Source organism: Paenibacillus sp. FSL M8-0212, assembly GCF_038004645.1.
Taxonomy (GTDB): domain Bacteria; phylum Bacillota; class Bacilli; order Paenibacillales; family Paenibacillaceae; genus Paenibacillus.
The window spans coordinates 563393-586547 of the sequence record NZ_JBBORP010000001.1 but is presented as its reverse complement, the minus strand read 5'-3'; the positions used below and the strand labels follow the sequence as shown (position 1 = coordinate 586547).

Sequence of the window (23155 nt, the reverse complement as noted above, 5' to 3'; positions counted from 1 at the left end):
ATGGCTGCAATTGCGACAGGCAAAAAGCGGGTGAATCGCTCGCTATCGGGAAGTCTCTCCCTGTTTGCCCTTCTGCTCGTATTTGGTGCCTTCATGGTGCTGCCGCTGATCTATGCAATCAACAATGCATTCAAACCATTGGATGAGATTTTCACCTTTCCACCAACGCTGTTTGTCAAAAATCCGACGTTCAGCAACTTTACAGATCTGCTGAACCTGCTGAGTGACTCGTGGGTGCCGTTCTCACGTTATATATTCAACACGGTGTTTATAACCGGCATCGGTATCGTAGGCCATGTGCTGCTAGCTTCCGCAGCGGCTTACCCGCTTGCCAAACACAAGTTTCCGGGCAAAGTATTCATGTTCCAAGTGGTCGTACTGTCACTGATGTTCACACCTGCGGTGACGGCAATTCCGAACTATATGATCATGTCATGGCTCGGATGGATCGACACCTACTGGGCCGTTATTATTCCGGCATTTGCCTATTCACTCGGGTTATATCTGATGAAGCAGTTCATGGAGCAGATCCCGGATGCGCTGCTGGAAGCGGCCAAAATTGATGGTGCCAGTGAATACCGGATCTTCTGGTCCATTGTTATGCCCAATGTGAAGCCAGCCTGGCTTACATTGATCATTCTACTGTTCCAGATGTTATGGGGCAGTGATGGCAATGGATACATCTACAGCGAGCAGCTCAAGACCCTGCATTATGCTGCAGGTCAGATTATTCAGGGCGGAATATCCCGGGCAGGAGCGGGTGCTGCGGTAGCACTGATTTTGATGAGTGTGCCGATCACGCTATTTATTTTCTCTCAGAGCCGAATCATTGAGACGATGGCGAGTTCGGGCATGAAGGATTAAGGGGGAACGATATGGCACGCACAGTGAAAAGATGGCTTGTTCTCCTGGCGGCAGTATCTCTGCTGCTGGTGAATGCCGTGCCTGCGGCGGCCTCCCCGGCGCCGTATGAGAGTTATAACTACAACTACTGGAAAGAGGCTGTACCTTCACCGGATGCCTATCTGCCCGAGCGTACTCTATCAGGCCGTGACCTCGGCATTAGTGAGTTCAAAGACCCCGGTGATGTGAACGTTTCACCCTCCGGGTTGATCTATATTTTGGATAGCGGCAACAATCGAATCATCGTATTGGAACCAGACTTTAAGCTGCTGCGCGTCATCGATGGATTCATGATGGATGGTGGCAAGGAGACCTTTAACCTTCCAGGTGGATTGTTTGTAGATGAAGAAGAACGCATATACATCGCCGATACGGGTAACAGTCGTGTGGTTGTCCTGGATGGAGAGGGGACGCTGATTCAAACCATTACAAAGCCTGAGTCGGATATCCTATCGACCCAATTCCAGTTTCAGCCTTTGAAACTGACGGTGGACCATGTAGGCCGAGTTTACGTTGTGGCACAGGGGGTCTACGAAGGCATTATGCAGTTTGACGAGAGTGGGAAATTTATCGGATACGTCGGTACGAACAAAGTGGAGCGGGACTATGGCGAATATATCTGGCGCATGTTATCAACCAAAGCCCAGCGCGCACAGATGGTCCTGTTTGTCCCGACGGAGTTCTCCAATGCGGATATCGACCACAAAGGATTCGTGTATGCAACGAATATTGATCCTGGCTCAAATGAACCGATCAAACGCCTTAACCCGTCTGGCGAAGATGTACTTAAGCGGTTTGGTTATTACGACGTCAAAGGCGATATCCGGTTCCGTAACAATCCGGGTCCATCCAAGCTGATTGATGTCAAAGTGCTTGGCAATGGCATGTACAGTGTATTGGATGCGACACAGAACCGGGTGTTCACGTATGACGATGAAGGTCATCTGCTCTACATATACGGTGGCAAGGGAAATCAGGTAGGCACGCTCAAAACACCTGTCGCGATTGAACAATCGGGTGAGCATCACTTGGTTCTGGATCGAGGCAAGAACAACCTTGTCGTCTATGAGCCAACCCGTTTTGGTGCCCGTGTGAATGAAGCGGTGGCACTCCACTATCGGGGCGAGGACACAGAGGCCGTGAATATATGGAGAGAAGTGCTGAAGCTGAATGCCAACTATGACATCGCTTATATCGGTATCGGCAAGTCCTTATTAATGGAGAAGAAAAACGAGGAAGCGCTAGGTTACTTCGAACTTGGAATGGATCGCAAGAGTTATTCTGTGGCGTTCAAGAGGCATCGGCGGGAGATGATGAAGGAACATTTTGGTACATTCCTGACCGCTGCAATCGCGCTGATTGTCATTCTGATCCTGACCCGGGTGGCGGTTAAATGGAGACGGAGGAGGCAGGTTGATCGTGAAGCAGGATTTCATTAAGTTTCCGCTGCATCTCATTTTTCACCCCATTGATGCATTCTGGGACCTCAAGTCGGATAACCGGGGACGGCTGCTTGTTGCTTTTGCAGCATTGGCGCTTACCATTGTCATGATGATTTTGCAAAAGCAGTACGCAGGATTTCTCGTCAATTACATCGATCCTCGTACGATTAACAGCATCATCGAGATCGCCACGGTTGCAGTACCTTTCTTTCTATGGTGCATGGCCAACTGGGCAGTAACGACTTTGATGGAAGGGGAAGGCAAGTTCAGGGAAATCGTTCTGGCGACAGGTTACTCGCTCATTCCGGTTATTCTGATCTATGCCCCAATGATCGTGATCAGCCGGTTCATGGTGCAGGAGGAGACTGCTTTTTATTATCTGTTCAATAGCATCGCGTTTTTCTGGTTTATACTGCTTCTGTTCATTGGCATGATGACGGTACACCAGTACACGGTGATTAGAACGATCATTACGATGGTGCTGACACTCATTGTGATGGGCATTATTGTATTCCTTGGCGCACTGGTCTTTAGCATGCTGCAACAGCTGTACGAATTCGGTTATAACATTTACCGCGAGTTGATTTTTCGGACCTAAAGGAGGCGGCATCCGTGAACAAAAGGCAACGATTATATACGGTGCTGGCTGGTGGTACAGCTGTGATCATGATTGCAGCCGGGCTGCTGTATATAAACAACAGGGGGGTTCCTGCCGTAGAAGCCGCGGCTTATCTGGATACGACAACCAGAGCCATGCCCGTCACGGAGGACCCGTTGCAGTTCCTTAGCGACTCTTCGCAGGGTGTACCTGGTATGCAGTTGGTCGCCGAGGATCAGGGGTTGGCCCTGTACTATAACGAGGAGACAACGGAAATTGCAGTACGGGATGGGAAAAGTGGAGAGATTTGGTACAGCAATCCGAAAGAACGGGCTGAGGACAGTCTCGCTTCTGCATATGAAAAAGATGTGCTGTCCTCCCAGTTGAACGTGTCTTTCCGGGATTCGATGGGCACACTGGAGAACTTTCCAAACTTCAGTTCGAGTATTAGCAACAAACAATTCACAGTGGGTCAGATCGATCAAGGAATTCGGGTTAACTATACACTTGGTGATACGTCACTTGGCATTGACGCGCTGCCTAAACTGATTAGCAAACAGCGTCTGGATGAGAAAGTGCTTTCCAAGCTAGATGCTACTGTCGCAAGGTACACATCTGCCCGTTATTATCCAACCAAGAACAATCCGGATATTCTGGAACGGCTGGATGGACAGATTTCGAAGCAGCTTGTGCTGAACAAGATGCTGGGAGCCTTTGAGACGGCGGGTTACACGGCGGACGATCTGGCTTTTGACAATCAGGAGAACGGGGTCGAAGGCGGAGCTGTATCGGATAAGCCCAGCTTTGTCATTTCTGTGGAATATCGACTTGAGCAGGGGGCACTCGTTGTGACCGTGCCTCTGAGCCAGGTAGAGGAAAATGGGCAATACCGCATTCGGAACATTGATTTGCTCGCTTATTTTGGTGCTGCGGATACAAAGGACGAGGGTTATATACTCGTACCTGACGGTTCCGGCAGCCTGATCCACCTGAACAATGGGAAAACCCAGGAAGAGCAGTATGTACAGCGCGTATACGGAGCAGACCCCAATGATAATTCGCTCAGTCGTCCTCAGGTGAGTGAATCCGCGTATATGCCTGTGTTTGGTCTGAAGAACGGGGAAAATGCCTGGTTTGCAGTCATTGAAAAAGGGGATGGCATTGCCAGTATCTCCGCGGATATTGGAGGCAGACAGAATAGCTACAACCATGTACACGCGACCTTCTCCCTGCGGGGGGAGGATGAGCTGGAGATGTACACCTCGCAGAAAATGCAGGAGATCCAGCTGCTTAGCGAAGAACCTTTCCGTGGAGACATTCAGGTCCGTTATCATTTCCTTCATGGAGAAGATGCCAGTTACTCGGGCATGGCCCGCCTGTATCAGCAGCAGTTGATCAAGCAGGATGTACTGAAGCCACTCGCAGAACAGACGGAGTTGCCGTTCTATGTGGATGTGCTTGGTGCAGTGGACAAAAAGGCTTCGTTCCTAAGCGTGCCCTATCGGACCACCTTAGCCATGACGACGTACGAACAGGCCACCGAAATGGCGGCGAAGTTACAGCAAGAAGGTGTGAACCGCGTTCAAATGCGCTATCAGGGATGGTTCGGCGGTGGCATCAGTCATCATACGCCAACCCGGGTGAAGTTGGACAGTGAAGTAGGCAGTCGTTCTCAGCTACAAGCGTTGTCCGCCAAGCTGGAGCAGTCGGGTGGAGCTCTGTTCCCGGATGTGGCTTTCCAGCACATTTATCACGATGATATGCGTTTTGCTCCTTCCTCGGATGCGGCGCGGTTTGTCACAAAGGAGACAGCAGAACTGTATCCATACAATCCTGCGCTTAATCGCATGGATCAGAGTAGGGACAGCTATTATTTGCTCTCAGCGGCCAAGCTTCCTTATGTGGTGAGTGAGTTTGCAGACAAATTCAATAAACTGGGCCTTGGTGGATTATCCCTTCGTGATCTCGGGCAGGTCCTGACTTCCGATTACCGAGATAGTCGGGTGATTCATCGGGAGACGGCGAAAAACATTGTGAAGGAGCAACTTGGCAAGTTGGCACAGTCCTATCCGAACCTGATGATATCTGCCGCAAATAGCTACGCTTGGGGTAGTGCACAACATGTTGTGAATGTACCCGCAGGGTCGAGTCGGTTCAATATTACCGATGAAGAAGTTCCGTTTTATGCGATGGTCATTCATGGATACATGAACTATGCGGCATCTCCGATGAACACATCGGGGGATCAGGATCTCCGCAAACAGTTACTGCGCAGCCTGGAGCTTGGGGCAGCTCCATTTTTTCAATGGACCTATGAACCATCATCCAGGCTGAAGCTGACGAATTATGATTTGGCATACGCAACGGAGTACAGCTATTGGGTGGATGAAGCCGTTGCCTTGTATAAGCAGGCCAATGAAGTGCTGGGAAATCTGGCGAACGAGCAGATTCTCAAGCATGAACGCATTCAGGATGGCGTGGTCCGGATCATCTATACTGGCGGTACATCTATCCTTGTGAATTACAATGCGGATGCAGTTACCGTGGATGGAACAACAGTTGGCGGGACGGATTATGTGGTGGAAGGAGTGAGCCGATGAGAACCATTCGATTATCGCTGAAGTCACGGAGAGCTTTGCTTGGACTTGCATTTATATCGCCGTGGTTGGTCGGCTTCATCTTCCTCTTTGCCACACCGCTCCTGCAATCGATTCGGTTCAGTCTGAGTAATCTGTCCGTTGCTCCAGGCGGGTACGTTCTGGACTATGTCGGATTTAAAAATTTCAAGGATGCGCTTCTGGTTGATGCTACATTCAACCGAATTCTGGTCGATTCGGTTGGAGCGATGGTACTTAACGTGCCGATGATTCTGTTCTTCAGTCTGTTCACGGCGACACTGCTTAACCAGAAGTTCAGAGGCAGAACGATGGCACGTGCGATCTTTTTCCTGCCGGTTATTCTGGCTTCCAGTGCAGTTGCAGCAGCTGAGTCTGCGGGATTAATCAATCTGATGGGGGATGCAAGTGCGGTGGATGCATCAGCCGATGGCGGTGCTTCGTTCAATGTGGTGTCCATTGTACGGATGCTGGCGGATGTGGGATTGCCGATGGCCTATGTGGATTACATTGTAGAAGCCATCATGCGGATCTATGAGATTATTAGCAGCTCTGGCGTCCAGATTCTGATCTTCCTCGCTGCGTTGCAATCGGTACCGGGATCGATGTATGAGGTTGCGAAGATCGAAGGGGCGACAGCTTATGAATCATTCTGGAAAATTACATTTCCCATGGTCAGTCCGTTGATTCTGACAAATGTCATCTATACGATCATTGATTCATTTGCCGGGAGTCCAGTCACACAGGCTATCTACCAAACTGCATTCAAAACCCAGAACTTTGGCTTAAGCTCGGCGATGTCTTGGCTGTATACACTGGTGATTGGCCTTGTACTGATCGTAGTGGGCTGGGTCTTGTCACGGCGGGTTCACTACAACTGACGGTTAACATTAAGGGAGGCTTCAGATTATGGCTGCATCAGGGACAGATCGCATGGTGGTAGTTCCGAAGCAGAATTATCACATGCATCGGGTGCGAAACAAAACATCGGACCTTCTCTATTCCATATTCAGATATGCACTGGTCATCGGTATTTCATTTATTATTTTGTATCCGTTATTTCTCAAAGTGTCAGTTGCGTTCAAAGATAAGCAGGATATTTACAATCCGACGATTTATATGATTCCTCAGCATTTTACATTGGATAATATTCGGCTTGCGGCGCAAGTGATGGATTACCTGCCTCTGCTGGCGAACACGTTATTGTTCGTTACCATCACAACGCTTCTGACAGCGATATCCTGTGCACTTGCCGGATATGGCTTCGCCCGGTTTTCGTTTCCGGGTAGTAATGTGCTCTTTGTGCTGGTGATTCTCACAATTCTGGTACCGACAAGCACGCTTATGGTGCCAATGTATCTGCATTTCCGCAGCTTTGACTTTATGGGCATTATCCAGTTGTTCACGGGAAAGAATGGCATCAATCTGCTGAATACGTATTGGCCTTCTATGATTACGGCCGCTACAGCGGGAGGGCTGAAGGCGGGATTGTTCATCTATATTTTCCGTCAGTTCTTCAAGGGAATGCCGAAGGAAATCGAGGAGGCTGCACTGATTGACGGCGCAGGCGGATTCAAAACGTTTGCCCGAATCATGTTGCCCAATGCAATCTCACCGTTGATTACGGTCATTCTGTTCTCGTTTGTATGGCAGTACAACGATACGTTCTACTCCGCGTTATTCATGAGTGAAAGTCCACTGATCTCACTGAAGGTAGCTTCCTTGCCTGCACAGGCGAACCAGTTGATTCCGCAACTGATGGGCTTTGGTTCGAACTCGGGTATCAAGGCTGATCCGAATTACGTGGCCATGATCGTGGATACAGGCATCTTGCTGGCAATTGCACCGCTGATTATTTTGTATCTGTTTGTGCAACGTTATTTTGTTGAGAGTATTGAGCGCTCCGGGGTTGTAGGTTAGCATGGTAAATCCAGTTGGAGGTGTAGAGATGACAGTGCGTGAGATCAGCAGTGTTCCGGTGAATGAAGCAGCGACACCTGAAGCGAGAGAACTAATGACGTTTCTGGTTAAGCGTTATGGAAAAGGGATGTTGTCAGGTCAGCAGGACTACAGCAATCTGAACTGGATTAATGAAAATACAGGCCGAAAGCCAGCTGTGATTGGCTTTGATCTCATGGAATATTCGCCATCAAGAACAGAGCGTGGTGCGGTCTCCCAGGAGATTCGGGATGCGATAGACTGGCACAAACAAGGCGGGATCGTGACGCTATGCTGGCACTGGAACGCACCAACGGATCTGATCGATGAACCAGGTAAAGAGTGGTGGCGGGGGTTCTATACGGATGCGACAACCTATGATATTGCCTCCGCGCTAGCTGATACTGAATCGGAAGCATATCGGTTATTGATTCGGGATATCGATGCGATTGCAGCCCACTTGCAAGAGTTGAAGGATGCGGGTGTACCTGTATTATTCCGACCACTTCATGAAGCAGAAGGTGGCTGGTTCTGGTGGGGAGCAAAAGGTCCTGAACCTGCCAAACAGTTATATCGTTTGTTGTATGATCGATTGGTTCAAGAACATCAGCTGCACAATCTTATCTGGGTCTGGAACTCGGAAAAACCGGAATGGTATCCCGGTGATGATGTCGTGGATATTGTCAGTGTGGATGTATACCCTGAAGCAGGAGATCACAGCCCGTTGGCTGCGCGTTACACCAACCTGAGTGAGCTTGTGAAGGATAGCAAAATCATTGCTCTGGCCGAGAACGGCTCCATCCCGGACCCTAAGTTGATGAAGGAGCAGGATGTACACTGGAGTTGGTTCTGTACCTGGACAGGTGGATTCCTGAGAGACGGGACGCATAATGATGTGGCATTTTTGAAGGAAGTGTACCATAGCGCAGAGGTTATTACGCTCGATCAGTTACCGAAGTGGAGTTGGCTATAAGCATCTCGCTTCCAACTTGAATTGGAATCAATGAAGCGTTAGTATTCGCTGTAAGAATTCATGCGAATATTAACGCTTCATTTGTTGGTAGCGCACATATGTCAATGGAACGCCTCATCCCTGAAACATGAGAAGTTGAACAACAATCTAGTTTGACGGGTGCAACATAGCTTGGATATTGGTATGTAAAGTCACGCTGGAAGTGAATAAAATATACGATTGATTAACCGTGCGGATCAGAATCCTTTCGCTTATGCCATTGACTGGACCGATCCGAATGGCGGATGGTTCGCTGCCACCGTAAGTATCATCCAGGGTGACCGATGTGATATGTGCGATAGGAATTTCAATTTTGGAAAACTGCCACCGGATGACCAGTTGATCTTCTATTTTTTTCACGTTAACACCAAACATAAGATGACCTCCTGTTGTGATTCATATCATTGAAGTAATATCGTATGTCCAGTTTATCATATTTTGGATAAAATTACCTTATTAATAATAAAGAGTGACGATCTCTATCAACTGATTTCGAAAGTCCAAATCTATCTTGTGCAAAGGAGGAGAATGTATGAACAACTGGAATGCCTATCATTATTTTGAACAAAGTCTTGGTCCCTTCAGAAATCTCTCCAGCCTGTCTGCGGATGAAGCAGAAACAGTTACCCAGAAGATCCGTCTTCAGGGACGGATCTTTGCAAGTCGGCGACCCGCAGATTACATGACAATTCGCAAAACACTTGAACAAAGGGCTTATGAGCAGTTTGTTGCCAAAGGTGGGAAGCCGGTACAATCATATCCCCATTATCTGACGCTCGGTGCATGCGAATGGCTGTTGTCCTGGTATTCAGAACCCGATCATGTAATTATTCCATGGGGTGACCTTCCAGTTGAAGTTGTGAGTTTTACCTACGGGGACTTGTTTCCAACAATGAGGTTTGACGATGCTAAACCTTATCGTAAGCAGATCTACACCAAGGATGAAATCATGGAAGTTATTCAGTTCTATGGTTGGCCTCAGGAATGGAACCGTAAAGGTGATAAGGGGCCGGAACGATATATTGAGGTACAGGTCTGGGACGAACGTATTATCCAATCGTGCACACGTGACTGAGCCCGTTATGAAGAAATTTGATTTTATCATCGATCGCAAGAAGTGATCATCGGAGATATCAGTGTACGATATCGAGGGTGGGATATTTGAGTAAAAGCTACAGGATTAACCATGTTATATATCGAATACAAATAGAGAAATTAGAGAACTTATACTCCAACACAAAGGGTGTGCCACATGACGAATCTATTCGAACATTGTTCAGGTCAAACATTATCTGCCAACCTGGGATGGCTGAACGAGCCAACAGATTGGTCCATTGAAGACGGCAAAGTAACGATAACCGTTTCGCCAATCAGTGACTTTTTCATTGATCCGGGTGGTGAGCCAGTGAAAGCTTCAGCTCCATTTTTACATACGATAGTCAAGGGAGATTTCAGCATCGTCACTCGAGTACAGGTGGACATGAAAGAACAGTATGATTCGGGCTGCCTGATGGTGAGGGTGGACGATACGAATTGGGCTAAAGTTTGCTTTGAGTATTTTGAAGAACAGCCGTCTATTCTTAGTGTTGTTACTCGAGGTAACTCGGATGATTGTGTATCAGCACCTGTAGACGTTAACAAGCCTTATTTACGTGTAGCCCGGGCAGGCAACAGCTTTGCTTTCCATTATTCTCAGGATGGAGAGAAGTGGAAGCTGGTTCGTTATTTCGGACTCGACTGCCCGGACGAGATCAAAGTTGGCATTGTGGCCCAATCCCCCATTGGGCAAGGGACGACGGTTACTTTTACAAATGTACAGCTTCAACATGGAGTGACCGGAAGTGTTCGGCGGGTAAAATAATCGGACAAATGTGAGCACAGCATGACAGGTTATGGCGTTGTTTTTCAGTTATATTAGACATCAAGGAGTGATTAACACATGAACTGGATCAACGCATTACAGGTCGCTATTCAATATATGGAAGACCACTTGCTCGAAAATATGACGATGGAGCAGATTGCAGCGCAGGCTCATATCTCTCCTTTTCATTTTCAACGTACCTTTGCCTTATTAACTGATGTTACTGTAGCTGAGTACATAAGACGCAGACGATTGACTTTGGCGGCACATGAGCTGCTTCAGAGTGATGTTAAAATTATCGATTTGGCACTTAAATACGGTTACGACACACCCGAATCTTTCTCCAAAGCCTTTCGGAGACAACACGGTATTGCACCCAGTGAAGCACGCAAAAATAGTAGCTCTGTCCAATCGTATAATCGTCTGGTTATTCAAGTGAGTCTACAAGGAGCAGAACCGATGAAATATAAAATCGTTGAACATCCCGAATTTACGTTGGTCGGAGTAGAGCAAACTTTCTCATATGCAGATGGAGAACATCTGCAAGGCATCGGGAAGATGTGGCAGGAAGCGTGGACGAGCGGTACAGAGGATCGTTTGTTTGAACTGAACAATGGGGATATTCAAGGATTACTCGGTGTCGTTGTGGATCAGAGCGAAATTCAGGAGAAACAGATGCAATACTGGATTGCTACAACTCACGATGGTGAAGTACCGGAAGGATTATCAAGCTTTACCATCCCTGCTTCCAAATGGAGTGTATTTGAAGTAGAAGGCCCGATGCCGGAGAGTATGCAGCTTCTGTGGAAACGGATTATTTCGGAATGGTTTCCATCCAACCCTTATGAGCACGCGTATATGCCGGAGCTGGAAGTATACCCAGGGCCCAATCAACCGCCACAAATTTGGATACCGATTAAATAAATTTTAACCGTTTCAAACTCGATCACTGTAGCCCATAAACATTCGGATAACCGAAGCTGTTTATGGGTTATTTGGTTGTGATTAATCAGAGATTCGAAGTTGTACAGAGGATGTTCAAGCGTTGTTCATTTTATTGCAGCCAGGTAAACATGATATATTGGAATGAAGGTTAACAGCTATAAGAGGACAATGAGGTAAACCGCAGGAGGCAGATATGTTATATGAGGACCTTTTCATTCAGACGATCATCAAACACGAGCAATTAATGCATGACCTGCGGAGAGTTCGTAGTCTCCATTTGCCTCAAAGTTACATAGGCGCAGGATATATTCGTAATTACATCTGGGATGTTCTGCATGGATATGATCTTCGTGAACTTCATAGCGATATTGATGTTGTCTATTATGATGCGCAAGACTTGCGTGAGGAGCGAGATATACAGCTCGAACAACTGCTTCGTGAGGAGACGGGCAGTTCGAAGTGGTCGGTCAAAAATCAGGCGAGAATGCATCTGCGCAATGGCACAGTTCCTTATCATTCTACTGAAGATGCTCTTCGCTATTGGCCAGAAGTTGTGACTGCGATAGGAGTACAGTTGGATGAAGAGGATCGGGTGAACATCTGTGCTCCGCATGGTTTGCATGATCTGTATCATCTTATAGTCCGCAAAAGTCCGTTTTTCACGGATGCTGACTATTATAATCAGAGAGTACAGAAGAAGCGCTGGCAGGAACAATGGCCGAAACTAACGATAATAACAGCTTGAATAATAAGTGATTTGCGGAATAGTGGGTACAAGAAGGAGTGTCTACGGATTTGATAAAAAAGTTCTTACACAAAAATGGACTGATCATTGATCTTGTCCTGTTGGCATGTTTTGTGGCATTTCTGGTCTTCTGGGGCCGAAGTTTTGCAGTCATGTTTTTTGGAATGATCACGGTGGCTTTTATCGTGCTAAGACGGATTGACTATCAGAAGCATGTTATTTTGAAACGGATTATCCTTACCGGATTTGGCGTGGTTGCCGTCTCATTTGTCATCATAGAAGCGCTTGTATTCACACAGCTTGGTGCGAATGATCCGGAAGAAGCGGACTATGTCATTATTCTGGGTTCAGGCATCCGTGGAACGGAATTGTCATTGACCCTGAAGCAAAGGTTGGATGCCAGTCTGGACTACATTCGCAGTCATCCTCAGACACCGGTCATTGTATCGGGTGGACAGGGACCTGGAGAATCCATTCCCGAAGCGCTCGCCATGAAAAACTATCTAATTGAACAGGGGATTAGCCCCGCTCAAGTCATTATGGAAGATCGCTCCACAAGTACACAGGAGAATTTGGCCTTTTCCAAAAAAATCATTCTTGAATCCGGGTTAGAGCACCCTGAGATCATGATTGTCACCAGTGACTATCATATGTTCCGCTCCAAATATATTGCTGCCAAGAACGGTTATGCGGCAGAATATGGCATATCGGCCCCGTCACCGGGTTATCTGAAACCGGTCAACATGATCCGTGAATATTTTGCTACGATCAAAACATTTATCTAATGCACATGACAGAAAAACGGAAACAGGACGAAGCTGGAGATCTATGATCTATGCTTCGTCTTGTTTGCATATAAGGATGTTATTGATCCTTAACGATAGGTTATTTTTCTGAAGGAGCAGGTACAGCTTTGGTGACCTGGGCCTCGGAAGGGACGGATACGATTTCAGGAGATCCACCCATAGAAGGAACAGTTGCTGCTTCTACAACTTTAGCCTCAGAAGGTTTAGTAGTAAAAGGTACAGTAGCAGACGGAACTGGCACAGCTTCGGAAACTTCATCCTCAGGGAGAGCCACGATTTCAGGAGTTTCGGAAGTGGAAGGAGCAGTTACAGCTTCGGAAATTCCGACCTTGTTGGGAGAAGCTACGATTTCAGAAGATCCATCAGTAGAAGGAACAGGCACAGCTTCAGTAGCAGGGGCCTCTACTTTAACTGTGTGGTTTGATGCCCATACGGCAGTGGACGTACTTACACCTGTAATAAGCAGGAGGGCTCCCATACCTATCATCCAATGTTTCTTTTTCAGTTTCTTTACATTAAACATAATCATCAATCTCCTTTTTAATTGTTTGCCTTCACCCGATAGGGACGAACAAAATTGAGCAGGCATTTTCTTGGTTCCCGCCATCACATTTAAAATTGTCTCACCATATCGTCTTCGTTCTTCGTGGGACATCTCTTTCACCACATCTTCATCACAGGCCAACTCGCTCCAAGTATGAATGTCCCGACGAATCATATGAATCAGGGGATTGAACCAGTGCAGTGCACTAACCCCCAAGGTCAGAGCCTTGACCCACAGATCTTTATGTTTTAGATGTACCAACTCATGATGCATTACCATGCTGATGTCCATTTTCACCGTATTTTCGGGTGGCAGATATATCGTTGGTTTAAACAAGCCAACCAGTATAGGGCTTCGTACTAGAGTGCTGTGAGCAAGCGTGATATTGCGTTTGAGACCCAAAGCCTCTTTGATTAATGGTAACTGTATAGCTGCCTCACTATGACAGAGGATTGGGGTACGTGTACGAGATAATTCTTTCAAAAATCTTCGATAACAGTACACCTGCCATGCAGAAAAACCTATGACTCCAATGCCCCATACGAATAACAAGAACCAGGCTGTAGTTACCGAAATGGTTTGTTCCGGGATAAACGTTCCTGCGAGTAAGCGCGAAGCTGTTGCATTCTCCGTACCCGGTGTAGTTGATGTCGTTTGGAATGCCATATCCAAAAGCCATGAAAGGCCAAGAGATACCGGGAACAGATAAAACAAGATAGCTAGTTTACCGAGTCTGTAGAGCCACTTGGTCGGAAAAACAGATACGGGTATAAGTCGTAGTGCCAAAATACAAACAGAAACGATACTTCCCGCCACGGTCAGGCTGCACAGAATTTCAAAAAAGATGTTCATCATCTGCACCTACTTTTCCGAAAGCCATTTTTTCAGTTCTGAAATGTCATCGTCTGAAAGTTTGTCACCGTCATACATGGCCGAAACCAAATTCTTGACTGAACCTTGATAGAGTCCATCAAGAACATGCTGCGTTTCCTGTAGTTTGTAATCTTCGGGCTGTAGAAGAGGTACATAATCATTGGTTCGTCCACGTCTCGTGAAGGTAAGTGCGCCTTTATCCACCAACCGTGACAAAAAAGTAGACATAGTCTGCGCTTTCCACGCTTTTCCCTTATCAGCGAATATGTCTAATAGTTCTGTTGAAGTGACGGGTGGATCGCATGACCATATAACGACCATTAATTCCATTTCTGTTTCGGATAATTTTTGAATCTGGTCCACCGTGAACACTCCTTAACATCGTTATGCGTCCATAACGATTGTATTACTACACTACGTAGTACGTATAAACTACTACAACTTGTAGTGGATAGTCAAGTTATCCTGATAGATGAATGCCAAACCATGTTATAATATAGGTCATTAATAGAAGAACGATGTAGGAGTGAATGATCATTACAGCATATCAATTACCTGCTCTCTATGAGCAGCAGCGAGTTTCAATGTACGAGATGGAAGAGATTGTACGCCTGTTGGCCCAGGCACCGCTATTATACGATGATGGACAGAGCATTCAGGTTCAGGATTACATGGGAGGCTTGGAGGTCGAACTTGAGCATGAGGTACGCCGTGCAGTGACCGAGTTGTATGAACTGGCTGTTCAGGCTTGCCGCGCCTTCGCTGATCCATTGGCGTACGAGCAACTTCAGGATGCGCTTGGGTTACAGGCCGAGTTGTGGCAGGAGGAAGTGCTTACTCTTGCGAAGTGGATGGACTGGCTGAAGCAGATCAGTGAAGGAAAGAGAACACTGCCGGAGTACAACTTTACAGCGATGCTTGGGACTTTGCCGGACGGATTCATGATCCATGATTTTTATGATGAACTCCGATATCAGTTGGAACAAAACCCTGCAAACGCATGGGCTATCGAAGAGCGGGATCGCTTGTACGCCTCCCTGGGTGCGAAATAAATCAAACTAACGGCTCACCGGCGGTGTTAATCTAATATCTGCATTTTGCATGCATAGAAACATTCCAATCTATATCTTGCGAATTCTTTACCCAGTATGGGAAATGAGGGGATACCGTGAAGAAGGTTGTATTAGCTGGTGGAACAGGATTTGTCGGACAGGATTTTGCCCAAAGATTCAAGAAACTGGGTTATGAGGTATTGATCATCTCGCGTCAGCCCGGTCAAATTGCTTGGGAGGATCGTGCAGGAATCATAGAGGCACTGGAAGAAGCAGAAATGTTGATTAACCTGGCAGGTAAATCGGTGAACTGCCGTTATACGGAGGAGAATCGCAAAGTCATTCTGGAATCCAGAACCCGGACAACGCGCATTCTCGGCGAAGCCGTCCTGGCTTGTAATCAACCTCCTGAATTATGGATTAATTCGAGTACGGCGACCATATACAGACATGCTGAAGATCGTCCCATGACAGAAAAAGAGGGCGAGATTGGCTCCGGATTCTCGGTCGACGTTGCCAAGGCGTGGGAACAGGCTTTCTTTGAATTCAGTCTGCCGTCTACGCGTCAGATTGCACTGCGGATTGCAATTGTGCTGGGCGAGGGTGGTGTGATGGTGCCCATGACAAACCTCGTCCGTTTTGGACTGGGAGGATCGCAAGGCGCAGGAACACAGCAGTTCAGCTGGATTCATATCGAGGATCTCTTTCGCATGGTAATTTATATGCAAGAGCATCCACACTTGAATGGTGTGTTCAATGCGTCCTCTCCGCATCCGGTGACGAATCGGGAGCTAATGGCGCGTCTGAGAGAAAAGATGGGTGTTCGGATCGGACTACCTTCTCCTCGCTGGATGCTTGAACTGGGCGCACGTTTCATTCAGACCGAGACGGAACTTGTTCTCAAGAGTCGTTGGGTGATTCCCGAACGAATGGAGAGGGAAGGATTCACTTTCACATACGGTACACTAGATACCGCTCTTGCCGAGATTCTGAATAAGAAGAAATGACAACACAGTATAAATAATAAAACACAACAGGGAGGGCAGAGGCATCTGCCCTTTTATTGTATATTTCAAAGCTTCTATTTTGATGGCGTTTCGCCATTCAAGGTGAGGTGTAAATTTCATTTAAATCAGTCAGATGAACAGAAAGAGGTTGGGGAAATGCAACTTAGAAGAGTAAGGATCGCAGGAACAGGGAAGTACCTGCCTGAACAGGAAGTCACCGATGAGGAACTGGATCGCCGCTTGGACGTGCCTGCGGGCTGGGTCAGCAAAGCCACAGGCGTAGGTGTACGCCATTATGCTTCGGGTGAAGAAACCTCCTCTTTCATGGGTGCGCGGGCTGCGGAAGCTGCACTGGCGGATGCAGGGTTGCAATTCAGTGATATCGACTGCCTGGTGTGTACCAGTGGCACGAAGGAACAACCGTTGCCAAGTACGGCGGTGTTTATCCAGCAGGCCATGGGGCAGCAAGATTCGGGCGTACCTGCCTTTGATATGGATGCAACCTGTCTGAGTTTCCTGAACGGACTAGATGTGATCTCCTATATGGTAGATGCCGGACGTTACCAGCGAGTACTGCTCGTAGCCACCGAGATTGCCTCCGCCGGATTGAATTGGTCGGATAAAGAAAGTGCGGCCCTGTTCGGAGATGGAGCGGCCGCTGTTATTATTGAGCGTTCGCCTGAAGGGTCATCCTCTCAGATTGTACATGCTTCCCTTCAAACCTACAGCCGAGGTGCTCGCTTCTCGGAAATTGCAGGTGGAGGTACACGGATGCATGCTTCGAATTATAAAGCAGATCAGCCTGAACCCTACCTATTTCATATGGATGGACAGGCGATCTTCCGCATGGCTTCCAGACTTTTGCCTGGATTCATCCGCGATATGTTGCAAGCGACCGGGAATCGAATGGAGGATTTCCAATTGGTCATTCCTCATCAGGGAAGTGCCATGGCGATGAGACTGATTCGCAAGAAGCTTGGCATTCCTGAAGATCGGTTTATGGACATCACACGAAATCACGGCAATACAATTGCGGCATCGATCCCAATGGGTCTGCATGAAGCGATTAGACAACAGCGTATTCAGCGTGGAGATCGGGTGTTGATGATTGGCACGGCTGCCGGATTATCATTGGGAGGACTCATTTTTGACTACTAGATCTGGGGAAACCAGACATCGTACAGCTGCTTCTCTCCGTGTGCTGCTTACAGGCGGAAGGGCTCCCGTAACGCTTGATCTGGCACGCATGCTTCATCGGGCAGGCCATCGGGTTTATGTTGCGGAGAGTGCCGTACAGCATCTGACCAGATTATCTCGTGCAGTGGAACAGTGCGCTGTGGTCCCATCGCCGCGTCATGACACACGTGCTTATCTGGCAGAGCTGGAACGGTTGGCACAGGATTGGCAGATCGACCTGTTAATTCCGATGTGTGAAGAAGTCTTCTATGTTGCCCAAGGGGAAGACAGATTGCGTGCATATTGCCGTGTTCTGGTTACAACTCTGGAGCAGCTGCATGAGCTGCATCATAAATATGATTTTATCCAGCTTGCAGGGTCACTCGGTCTTTCTGTTCCGGATACACGTCTGATCCACAGTCGGCAGGAATGGATGGAAGCCCAGTCTGTTCTAGAAAAAGTAGGAGATTGGGTGTGGAAACCGGTGTATTCCCGCTTCGCAGCCAAAGTTCGCATGCCAACACTCATGAACGATGAGGCTAGGGCAGGGACGGATCAGGAAGGAAACGTAAGCGAAAAGAAACATCGACATTTCCGTAACGACCCTCCAGACGAAGTAGCATTATCATCTAGTTCACCTTGGGTTGCACAGGCCTACATTCCTGGTCAGATGTTATGTACATACAGCATAGCGCATGAAGGGCAACTGGTTGCACATGCGACTTACGACAGTCGCTATCGTACAGGAAGCGTGGGAGCCAGTGTTTTTTTTGAACAGGTGGAACATGAGGGTGCCCTTGCGTGGGTGAGACAATTTGCCCAGGCAACGGGTTTTAGTGGACAGATTGGGTTTGATTTTATAGAAGGTCAGGATGGGCAAGTATACGCAATTGAGTGTAATCCGAGGGCAACAAGTGGGATTCATCTGTTTCACCCCGGAGATGACTTGGTGCGTGCACTGACTGAACCGGAGACGTTGGTCAAAGTAAGAAAAATGATCACGCCCGCACGGGGCAGCAAAGCCATGCTCATGCTTCCCATGCTGGGAAGCGGGGTTCAGCAGATCTTCGGCAAAGGAAAGTTCCGGGCATGGATAGCAGCTTGGCGTGGCACCAGGGATGTGGTTTATGTAGGGCAGGATATCCAGCCTGTATTTGAACAATTCGCAGTGGTGCTAGCCGCATGGCGTCTGTCAAGATCGCAGAAGTGCTCGCTGACTGAAGCTTTGACTCACGACATAGAATGGAACGGTGAACAACAATGAACAGAGCATTGGTTACAGGAGCTACGGGTTGTCTGGGCAGGCACCTTGCGATACGGCTTGCACAAGAGGGATGGGAAGTAACTGGCATGGGCCGACAGCCCAAAGTTGGGGCAGAACTTGAGTTGGCAGGAATCCGATTCCTGAATGGAGATATACGGGATGAGGCTTCAGTAAACGAAGCATGTGCGGGGCAGGATGTGGTGTTTCACTGTGCGGCACTATCATCGCCATGGGGCAGATATCGTGACTTTTACAGCAGCAATGTAGAAGGTACAAAAAACCTCATTGATGGCTGCCTACATCATGAGGTGCAGCGATTCATACATGTCTCGACTCCAAGTATATATTTTAACTACAACCCGCGATATAACGTACATGAGAATGACCCGTTGCCATCCAAACCAGCCAATCATTATGCAGCCACGAAGCTTCTCGCTGAGCAGGTTGTGATGGAGGGGCATGCGAAGGGACTTCCGTCGATCATGATTCGACCGCGAGCGATCTTTGGTCCGTATGATCAGACGTTATTTCCCAGAATTGTCGCAGCAAACGCAAAATCGGGCGTGCCCATGATCGGTGGTGGACAGGCTTTAATCGATCTGACCTGTGTGGATAATGTGGTGGATGCCCTATTATTGTGTCGCGATGCCTCTGACGAAGCGCTCGGAAGAGCTTACAATATCTCCAATGGTGATCCAAGGGCGTTCAGTGAGTTGGTGAGCAGCCTGTTTGGTATGCTGGATATGCCCTTGCGTCGTCGAAACATTCCTTATCGGATGGCATATGGTGTGGCAGCGTTGCTGGAGCAAGTTCATGGCTATATTCCTGCGTTGGGTGAACCTGCGTTGACACGGTATACAGTCGGATCCTTATCCATCCCACAGACGTTGGATATTACGGATGCACGGGAGCAATTGGGATACATTCCTCGGGTGTCCATTGAAGAGGGATTGCAACAATTTGCAGACTGGTGGAGGGCTGAATCATGCTGACAACAACTCCGGTGAAACTATATTTGGGTGCGGCGGGTTACTGTACACATCCAGAGTTTCTGACGTTGCGCGGTGGTCGGTTGAGCCCGGTGCCTTTCCCGGCAGGATTTGCCTGCATCATTCATCCCGTACATGGACCGATCCTGCTGGATACGGGATATAGTTCCCGCTTTTTCGAGGAAACGGCTCATTTGCCTAACGCACTGTATCGTCATATTACACCTGTGGTCTATCGTGAAGAGGATAGTGCCGTTCATTTTTTGGCTCATATTGGACTGAAAGCTTCGGATATTCGGTATATCATCCTCTCGCATTTTCACGGCGATCACATCGCGGGTGTACGTGATTTCCCGGAGGCACAATTCATCTATCTGCCAAGATCCTATGATGCTGTGCGCTCACTCGGTCCAATTGCGGCTGTAAAGGCAGGTTTTCTTGCCGGGTTGTTGCCCGAGGATTTTATGGCCAGATCATGGCCTGTTATGTGTCAGCCTGAGCGATGGACGAGAGCGGGGAAAGAGTTCCCTTTTGATGAGGTCTACGACATCTTTGGTGATGGCAGTCTGCTGGGGGTGGATGTATCCGGTCATGCAGAAGGCATGATGGGACTACTTTTGCGTACGGAAGAACATGACTATTTCCTGTGCGCGGACGCGGTGTGGTCGAGTCGGGCTTTTCGTGAACAGCGCAGACCGAACATTCTTGCTGGGATCATTATGTCGAATCGACAGGAATACTATCGTAACTTTGACAAGCTGGTTCAGCTGCATCAGCAGTTTCAACACATTCGTATTGTGCCGAGTCATTGCCGAGAGGTACTGGACGCTTGGGGTGCAGGAGGGACGAAACGATGAGTAGTACCTTTCGTATTGTGGTTCATTATGCACTCGCACGTGGGCTGCGAACATGGAAAACGCGAGAACAACTGGAGCGCTGGCAAGAGCGCCGGATTATTCGGCATGTCCATCAGATCCGTGCCCGATCCCCCTTTTACCGGAAGTGGTGGGACGGCGTGAACGCATCCGACTGGAGAAGATTTCCGTTGATTGACAAATCGATCATGATGGAACATTTCGATACACTGAACACGGTGGGCATTACCAAGGACGAAGCGCTGGCTCTTGCAGGCGAAAGTGAAGAAACGCGTGACTTCAAACCTTCCATTCAAGGCGTGACGGTTGGATTGTCTTCTGGCACGTCAGGAAACCGGGGTATATTTCTGGTGAGTGATCGGGAGCAGGATGCGTGGACGGGCACGGTGCTGGCTAAGTTGCTGCCTGGTGGACTGTGGAAACCTGCCAAGATTGCGTTTTTCCTGCGGGCCAACAGTAATCTGTATGAATCGGTGCAACGTGGCAAATTGCAGTTTCAGTATTTTGATCTGCTGGAGCGTGTGGAGACCTTGGTGAATCGGCTGGAAACCTACCAACCTACCGTATGGGTAGCTCCTCCATCTATGCTGCGTCTGTTGGCGGACGCCTATATGGCGGGCCATCTGACCGCTGTACCGGATAAAATCATCTCGGTTGCCGAGGTGCTGGACCCCCTGGATCGCAAGGTGCTGGAGCAGGTCTTCGGACAGACCGTTCATCAAGTCTATCAGTGTACGGAAGGATTTCTGGGTGCGACCTGTCGCTACGGCACACTGCATTTGAATGAAGACATCGTGTATATTGAAAAAGAGTTCATTGATCCCGCTACCCGACGGTTCGTGCCCATTATTACGGACTTCTCCAGAACATCACAGCCGATTATCCGATATCGGTTGAATGATATTCTGACAGAGGCGGCGATGCCATGTGCCTGTGGTTCCCCGTTTACCGCCATTGAGCGGATTGAAGGCCGCTGTGATGACACGCTTTATTTTACACAACTACATACGGGTGAGGCGGTACCGATCTTTCCGGATTTCGTTACCCGTTCGGTCATTGCGGCTTCGCCGGATATTGAACATTATCGTGTGGTGCAGCAAGGAGACGGAACAATGGAAGTATCCCTTCGGCTTGGCGGGAGCGCAGTGATGGCTCAGGTTGAGACAGATGTACGGGGGGAACTGATGAAGCTGGGAGAGCGGCTTGAATGCACCTTACCTGAAATTAGATTTGTTCCATATACGTTCGAACCGGGAATCACGAAGCTGCGCAGGGTGGAGAGACGAGATAACGGAGTGGCGGATTAAGCAGCAGGGGCCATGCGGTATAGGTAGGAACGGAAGTAAGTAATTTACCGAGGAAAGAAGGACACACCGTGACAGCAGAGGAACACTTAACAAAGGACGGGCAGGGACAAATTAACACGGGTCTTGATGCAGTAAAGAAGACAAAGGAGGGAGCAAACGCTCCTGTGGCCTTAATTACAGGTACCTCCAGTGGTTTTGGTATGCTCACCGCAATCACCCTTGCCAAGCAGGGGTATCGCATTGTTGCTACAATGCGTGATCTGAGTCGAAGAGAAGAATTGGTGAAGCTCGCTGAACAGGCGGGGGTAGCTAAACGTTTGCAATATGTGCAACTGGACGTGACCGATGCTGAATCGGTGCAAAAAGCTGTGGGGTCCGTACTTCTTAATAGTGGCCGAATCGACATGTTGGTGAACAATGCGGGATTTGCGGTTGGCGGGTTCATTGAGGAAGTGTCAATGGAGGATTGGCGGCGCCAGATGGAAACGAATCTGTTTGGATTAATCGCCGTGACACGTGCGGTCCTGCCTGTGATGCGTGAACAGAAGCAGGGGCTGATTATTAACTTGTCCAGTGTAAGTGGGTTATCCGGTTTTCCAGGGTATGCGCCTTATGCTGCCTCCAAATTCGCTGTGGAGGGATTCACGGAAAGCCTGCGGCATGAGATGTCTTCGTTCGGCGTTCGTGTGGTATTAGTTGAACCCGGCGCTTATCGTACGCCGATCTGGAATAAAGGTTTGGGTGAGATTCACCGCAGCGAGGACTCCCCGTATAAGCATAAGCTGGATTCGGTTCTTCGTTATTCCCAACTTGCAAGCGAGACGGCACCTGATCCACAGGAGGTTGCTGATCTGATCGGCCGAATTGCCCGGATGCGTGCACCAAGGCTTCGGTATGCGCTCGGAAAAGGTTCGCGTGTGCTCATCATAGGCAAAGCCGTGTTACCCTGGAAGTGGCTGGAGTGGATCATTGCCCGTGGATTAAAATAGAGATAAGGTACGATTCACGATTGCAGAATTTCCGAAAGGGAGGGATTAACCATCTTCGAATTCATCGTTATTATTTTACTTCTTGCGATTGTGGTTCTGCTCTTTCGAATCAACAGCAAGCTGCCGGAACGTGATTGGGTGAAGGAAGCGATGGAACGGGATCGGAATCAGAAACTTAATCAGGATGCTCCAAATTAAAACGCGGAGGTTACCA

General features: G+C 48.3%; 23 protein-coding genes. 20 read left to right on the top strand and 3 right to left on the bottom strand.

Annotation, left to right across the window (positions count from 1 at the left end; translation table 11 throughout):
- From MKX68_RS02570 to MKX68_RS02540, 7 genes are read left to right on the top strand one after another with little or no spacing between them, the layout of a single operon-like run.
- Window positions 1–864 (top strand): carbohydrate ABC transporter permease, encoded by an 864-nt coding sequence (locus tag MKX68_RS02570; protein ID WP_017689719.1) that lies wholly within the window; start codon window positions 1–3, stop codon window positions 862–864.
- A gap of 11 nt (window positions 865–875) precedes the next feature.
- The gene (locus tag MKX68_RS02565; RefSeq protein WP_289391781.1) at window positions 876–2342 is read left to right on the top strand and encodes an NHL repeat-containing protein; all 1467 of its coding nucleotides are present in this window, start codon (window positions 876–878) and stop codon (window positions 2340–2342) included.
- On the top strand, window positions 2323–2943 hold the full coding sequence (locus MKX68_RS02560) for a YIP1 family protein (RefSeq protein ID WP_289391783.1): 621 nt from the start codon (window positions 2323–2325) through the stop codon (window positions 2941–2943). The genes MKX68_RS02565 and MKX68_RS02560 overlap by 20 nt, the downstream gene beginning before the upstream one ends.
- A gap of 14 nt (window positions 2944–2957) precedes the next feature.
- On the top strand, window positions 2958–5543 hold the full coding sequence (locus MKX68_RS02555) for a DUF5696 domain-containing protein (protein WP_340908838.1): 2586 nt from the start codon (window positions 2958–2960) through the stop codon (window positions 5541–5543).
- Window positions 5540–6439 (top strand): carbohydrate ABC transporter permease, encoded by a 900-nt coding sequence (locus MKX68_RS02550; RefSeq protein ID WP_091032970.1) that lies wholly within the window; start codon window positions 5540–5542, stop codon window positions 6437–6439. Before MKX68_RS02555 ends, MKX68_RS02550 begins: the two co-directional genes overlap by 4 nt.
- Before the next feature lie 28 nt (window positions 6440–6467).
- Window positions 6468–7478 (top strand): carbohydrate ABC transporter permease, encoded by a 1011-nt coding sequence (locus tag MKX68_RS02545; protein ID WP_190945116.1) that lies wholly within the window; start codon window positions 6468–6470, stop codon window positions 7476–7478.
- A 28-nt stretch (window positions 7479–7506) separates the two neighbouring features.
- Window positions 7507–8469 carry a glycosyl hydrolase gene (locus tag MKX68_RS02540; protein WP_445671059.1) on the top strand — a complete coding sequence of 321 codons (963 nt, stop codon included), beginning with the start codon at window positions 7507–7509 and terminating at the stop codon, window positions 8467–8469.
- A 147-nt stretch (window positions 8470–8616) separates the two neighbouring features.
- On the opposite strand, the gene MKX68_RS02535 is transcribed toward MKX68_RS02540, so the two are convergent.
- The gene (locus MKX68_RS02535) at window positions 8617–8883 is read right to left on the bottom strand and encodes a SunI/YnzG family protein (protein WP_340908831.1); all 267 of its coding nucleotides are present in this window, start codon (window positions 8881–8883) and stop codon (window positions 8617–8619) included.
- A gap of 157 nt (window positions 8884–9040) precedes the next feature.
- Here MKX68_RS02535 and MKX68_RS02530 point away from each other — a divergent pair, with 157 nt between their 5' ends.
- From MKX68_RS02530 to MKX68_RS02510, 5 genes are all read left to right on the top strand, one after another.
- Complete coding sequence (locus MKX68_RS02530) at window positions 9041–9583, top strand: hypothetical protein (protein ID WP_340908828.1); 543 nt, start codon at window positions 9041–9043, stop codon at window positions 9581–9583.
- A 177-nt stretch (window positions 9584–9760) separates the two neighbouring features.
- Complete coding sequence (locus MKX68_RS02525; protein WP_340908826.1) at window positions 9761–10369, top strand: DUF1349 domain-containing protein; 609 nt, start codon at window positions 9761–9763, stop codon at window positions 10367–10369.
- Between the two features lie 78 nt (window positions 10370–10447).
- Complete coding sequence (locus MKX68_RS02520; RefSeq protein WP_340908824.1) at window positions 10448–11293, top strand: AraC family transcriptional regulator; 846 nt, start codon at window positions 10448–10450, stop codon at window positions 11291–11293.
- Window positions 11294–11507: 214 nt separating this feature from the next.
- Window positions 11508–12059: a nucleotidyltransferase family protein gene (locus tag MKX68_RS02515; protein WP_340908822.1), complete on the top strand. Its 552-nt coding sequence runs from the start codon at window positions 11508–11510 to the stop codon at window positions 12057–12059.
- A gap of 50 nt (window positions 12060–12109) precedes the next feature.
- Window positions 12110–12844, top strand: coding sequence for a YdcF family protein (locus MKX68_RS02510; RefSeq protein WP_340908821.1), 735 nt, complete (start codon window positions 12110–12112; stop codon window positions 12842–12844).
- A 100-nt stretch (window positions 12845–12944) separates the two neighbouring features.
- Here MKX68_RS02510 and MKX68_RS02505 read toward each other — a convergent pair whose 3' ends face one another.
- Both MKX68_RS02505 and MKX68_RS02500 read right to left on the bottom strand, forming a co-directional pair.
- Window positions 12945–14261 carry a M56 family metallopeptidase gene (locus MKX68_RS02505; protein ID WP_340908819.1) on the bottom strand — a complete coding sequence of 439 codons (1317 nt, stop codon included), beginning with the start codon at window positions 14259–14261 and terminating at the stop codon, window positions 12945–12947.
- A gap of 9 nt (window positions 14262–14270) precedes the next feature.
- Complete coding sequence (locus MKX68_RS02500) at window positions 14271–14645, bottom strand: BlaI/MecI/CopY family transcriptional regulator (RefSeq protein ID WP_340908818.1); 375 nt, start codon at window positions 14643–14645, stop codon at window positions 14271–14273.
- Window positions 14646–14812: 167 nt separating this feature from the next.
- On the opposite strand from MKX68_RS02500, the gene MKX68_RS02495 reads away from it, so the two are divergent.
- The 8 genes from MKX68_RS02495 (at window position 14813) to MKX68_RS02460 (ending at window position 22941) form a co-directional block, all read left to right on the top strand.
- The gene (locus MKX68_RS02495) at window positions 14813–15334 is read left to right on the top strand and encodes a hypothetical protein (RefSeq protein WP_340908816.1); all 522 of its coding nucleotides are present in this window, start codon (window positions 14813–14815) and stop codon (window positions 15332–15334) included.
- Window positions 15335–15450: 116 nt separating this feature from the next.
- Window positions 15451–16341: a TIGR01777 family oxidoreductase gene (locus MKX68_RS02490; RefSeq protein WP_338592784.1), complete on the top strand. Its 891-nt coding sequence runs from the start codon at window positions 15451–15453 to the stop codon at window positions 16339–16341.
- Between the two features lie 156 nt (window positions 16342–16497).
- Window positions 16498–17499: a beta-ketoacyl-ACP synthase III gene (locus tag MKX68_RS02485; RefSeq protein WP_249911302.1), complete on the top strand. Its 1002-nt coding sequence runs from the start codon at window positions 16498–16500 to the stop codon at window positions 17497–17499.
- Window positions 17489–18781, top strand: a complete 1293-nt coding sequence (locus MKX68_RS02480) for an ATP-grasp domain-containing protein (RefSeq protein ID WP_340908811.1) — start codon at window positions 17489–17491, stop codon at window positions 18779–18781. The genes MKX68_RS02485 and MKX68_RS02480 overlap by 11 nt, the downstream gene beginning before the upstream one ends.
- Window positions 18778–19773, top strand: a complete 996-nt coding sequence (locus MKX68_RS02475) for an NAD-dependent epimerase/dehydratase family protein (protein WP_340908809.1) — start codon at window positions 18778–18780, stop codon at window positions 19771–19773. The genes MKX68_RS02480 and MKX68_RS02475 overlap by 4 nt, the downstream gene beginning before the upstream one ends.
- Complete coding sequence (locus MKX68_RS02470) at window positions 19767–20627, top strand: MBL fold metallo-hydrolase (protein ID WP_340908806.1); 861 nt, start codon at window positions 19767–19769, stop codon at window positions 20625–20627. The genes MKX68_RS02475 and MKX68_RS02470 overlap by 7 nt, the downstream gene beginning before the upstream one ends.
- Entirely contained in the window at window positions 20624–21952 is a 1329-nt protein-coding gene (locus MKX68_RS02465) for a F390 synthetase-related protein (RefSeq protein ID WP_249911298.1), read from the top strand. Before MKX68_RS02470 ends, MKX68_RS02465 begins: the two co-directional genes overlap by 4 nt.
- 68 nt (window positions 21953–22020) lie before the next feature.
- A complete protein-coding gene (locus MKX68_RS02460; protein ID WP_340908803.1) occupies window positions 22021–22941 on the top strand; it encodes an SDR family oxidoreductase in 921 nt (306 codons plus the stop codon).
- Window positions 22942–23155: the final 214 nt, after the last annotated feature.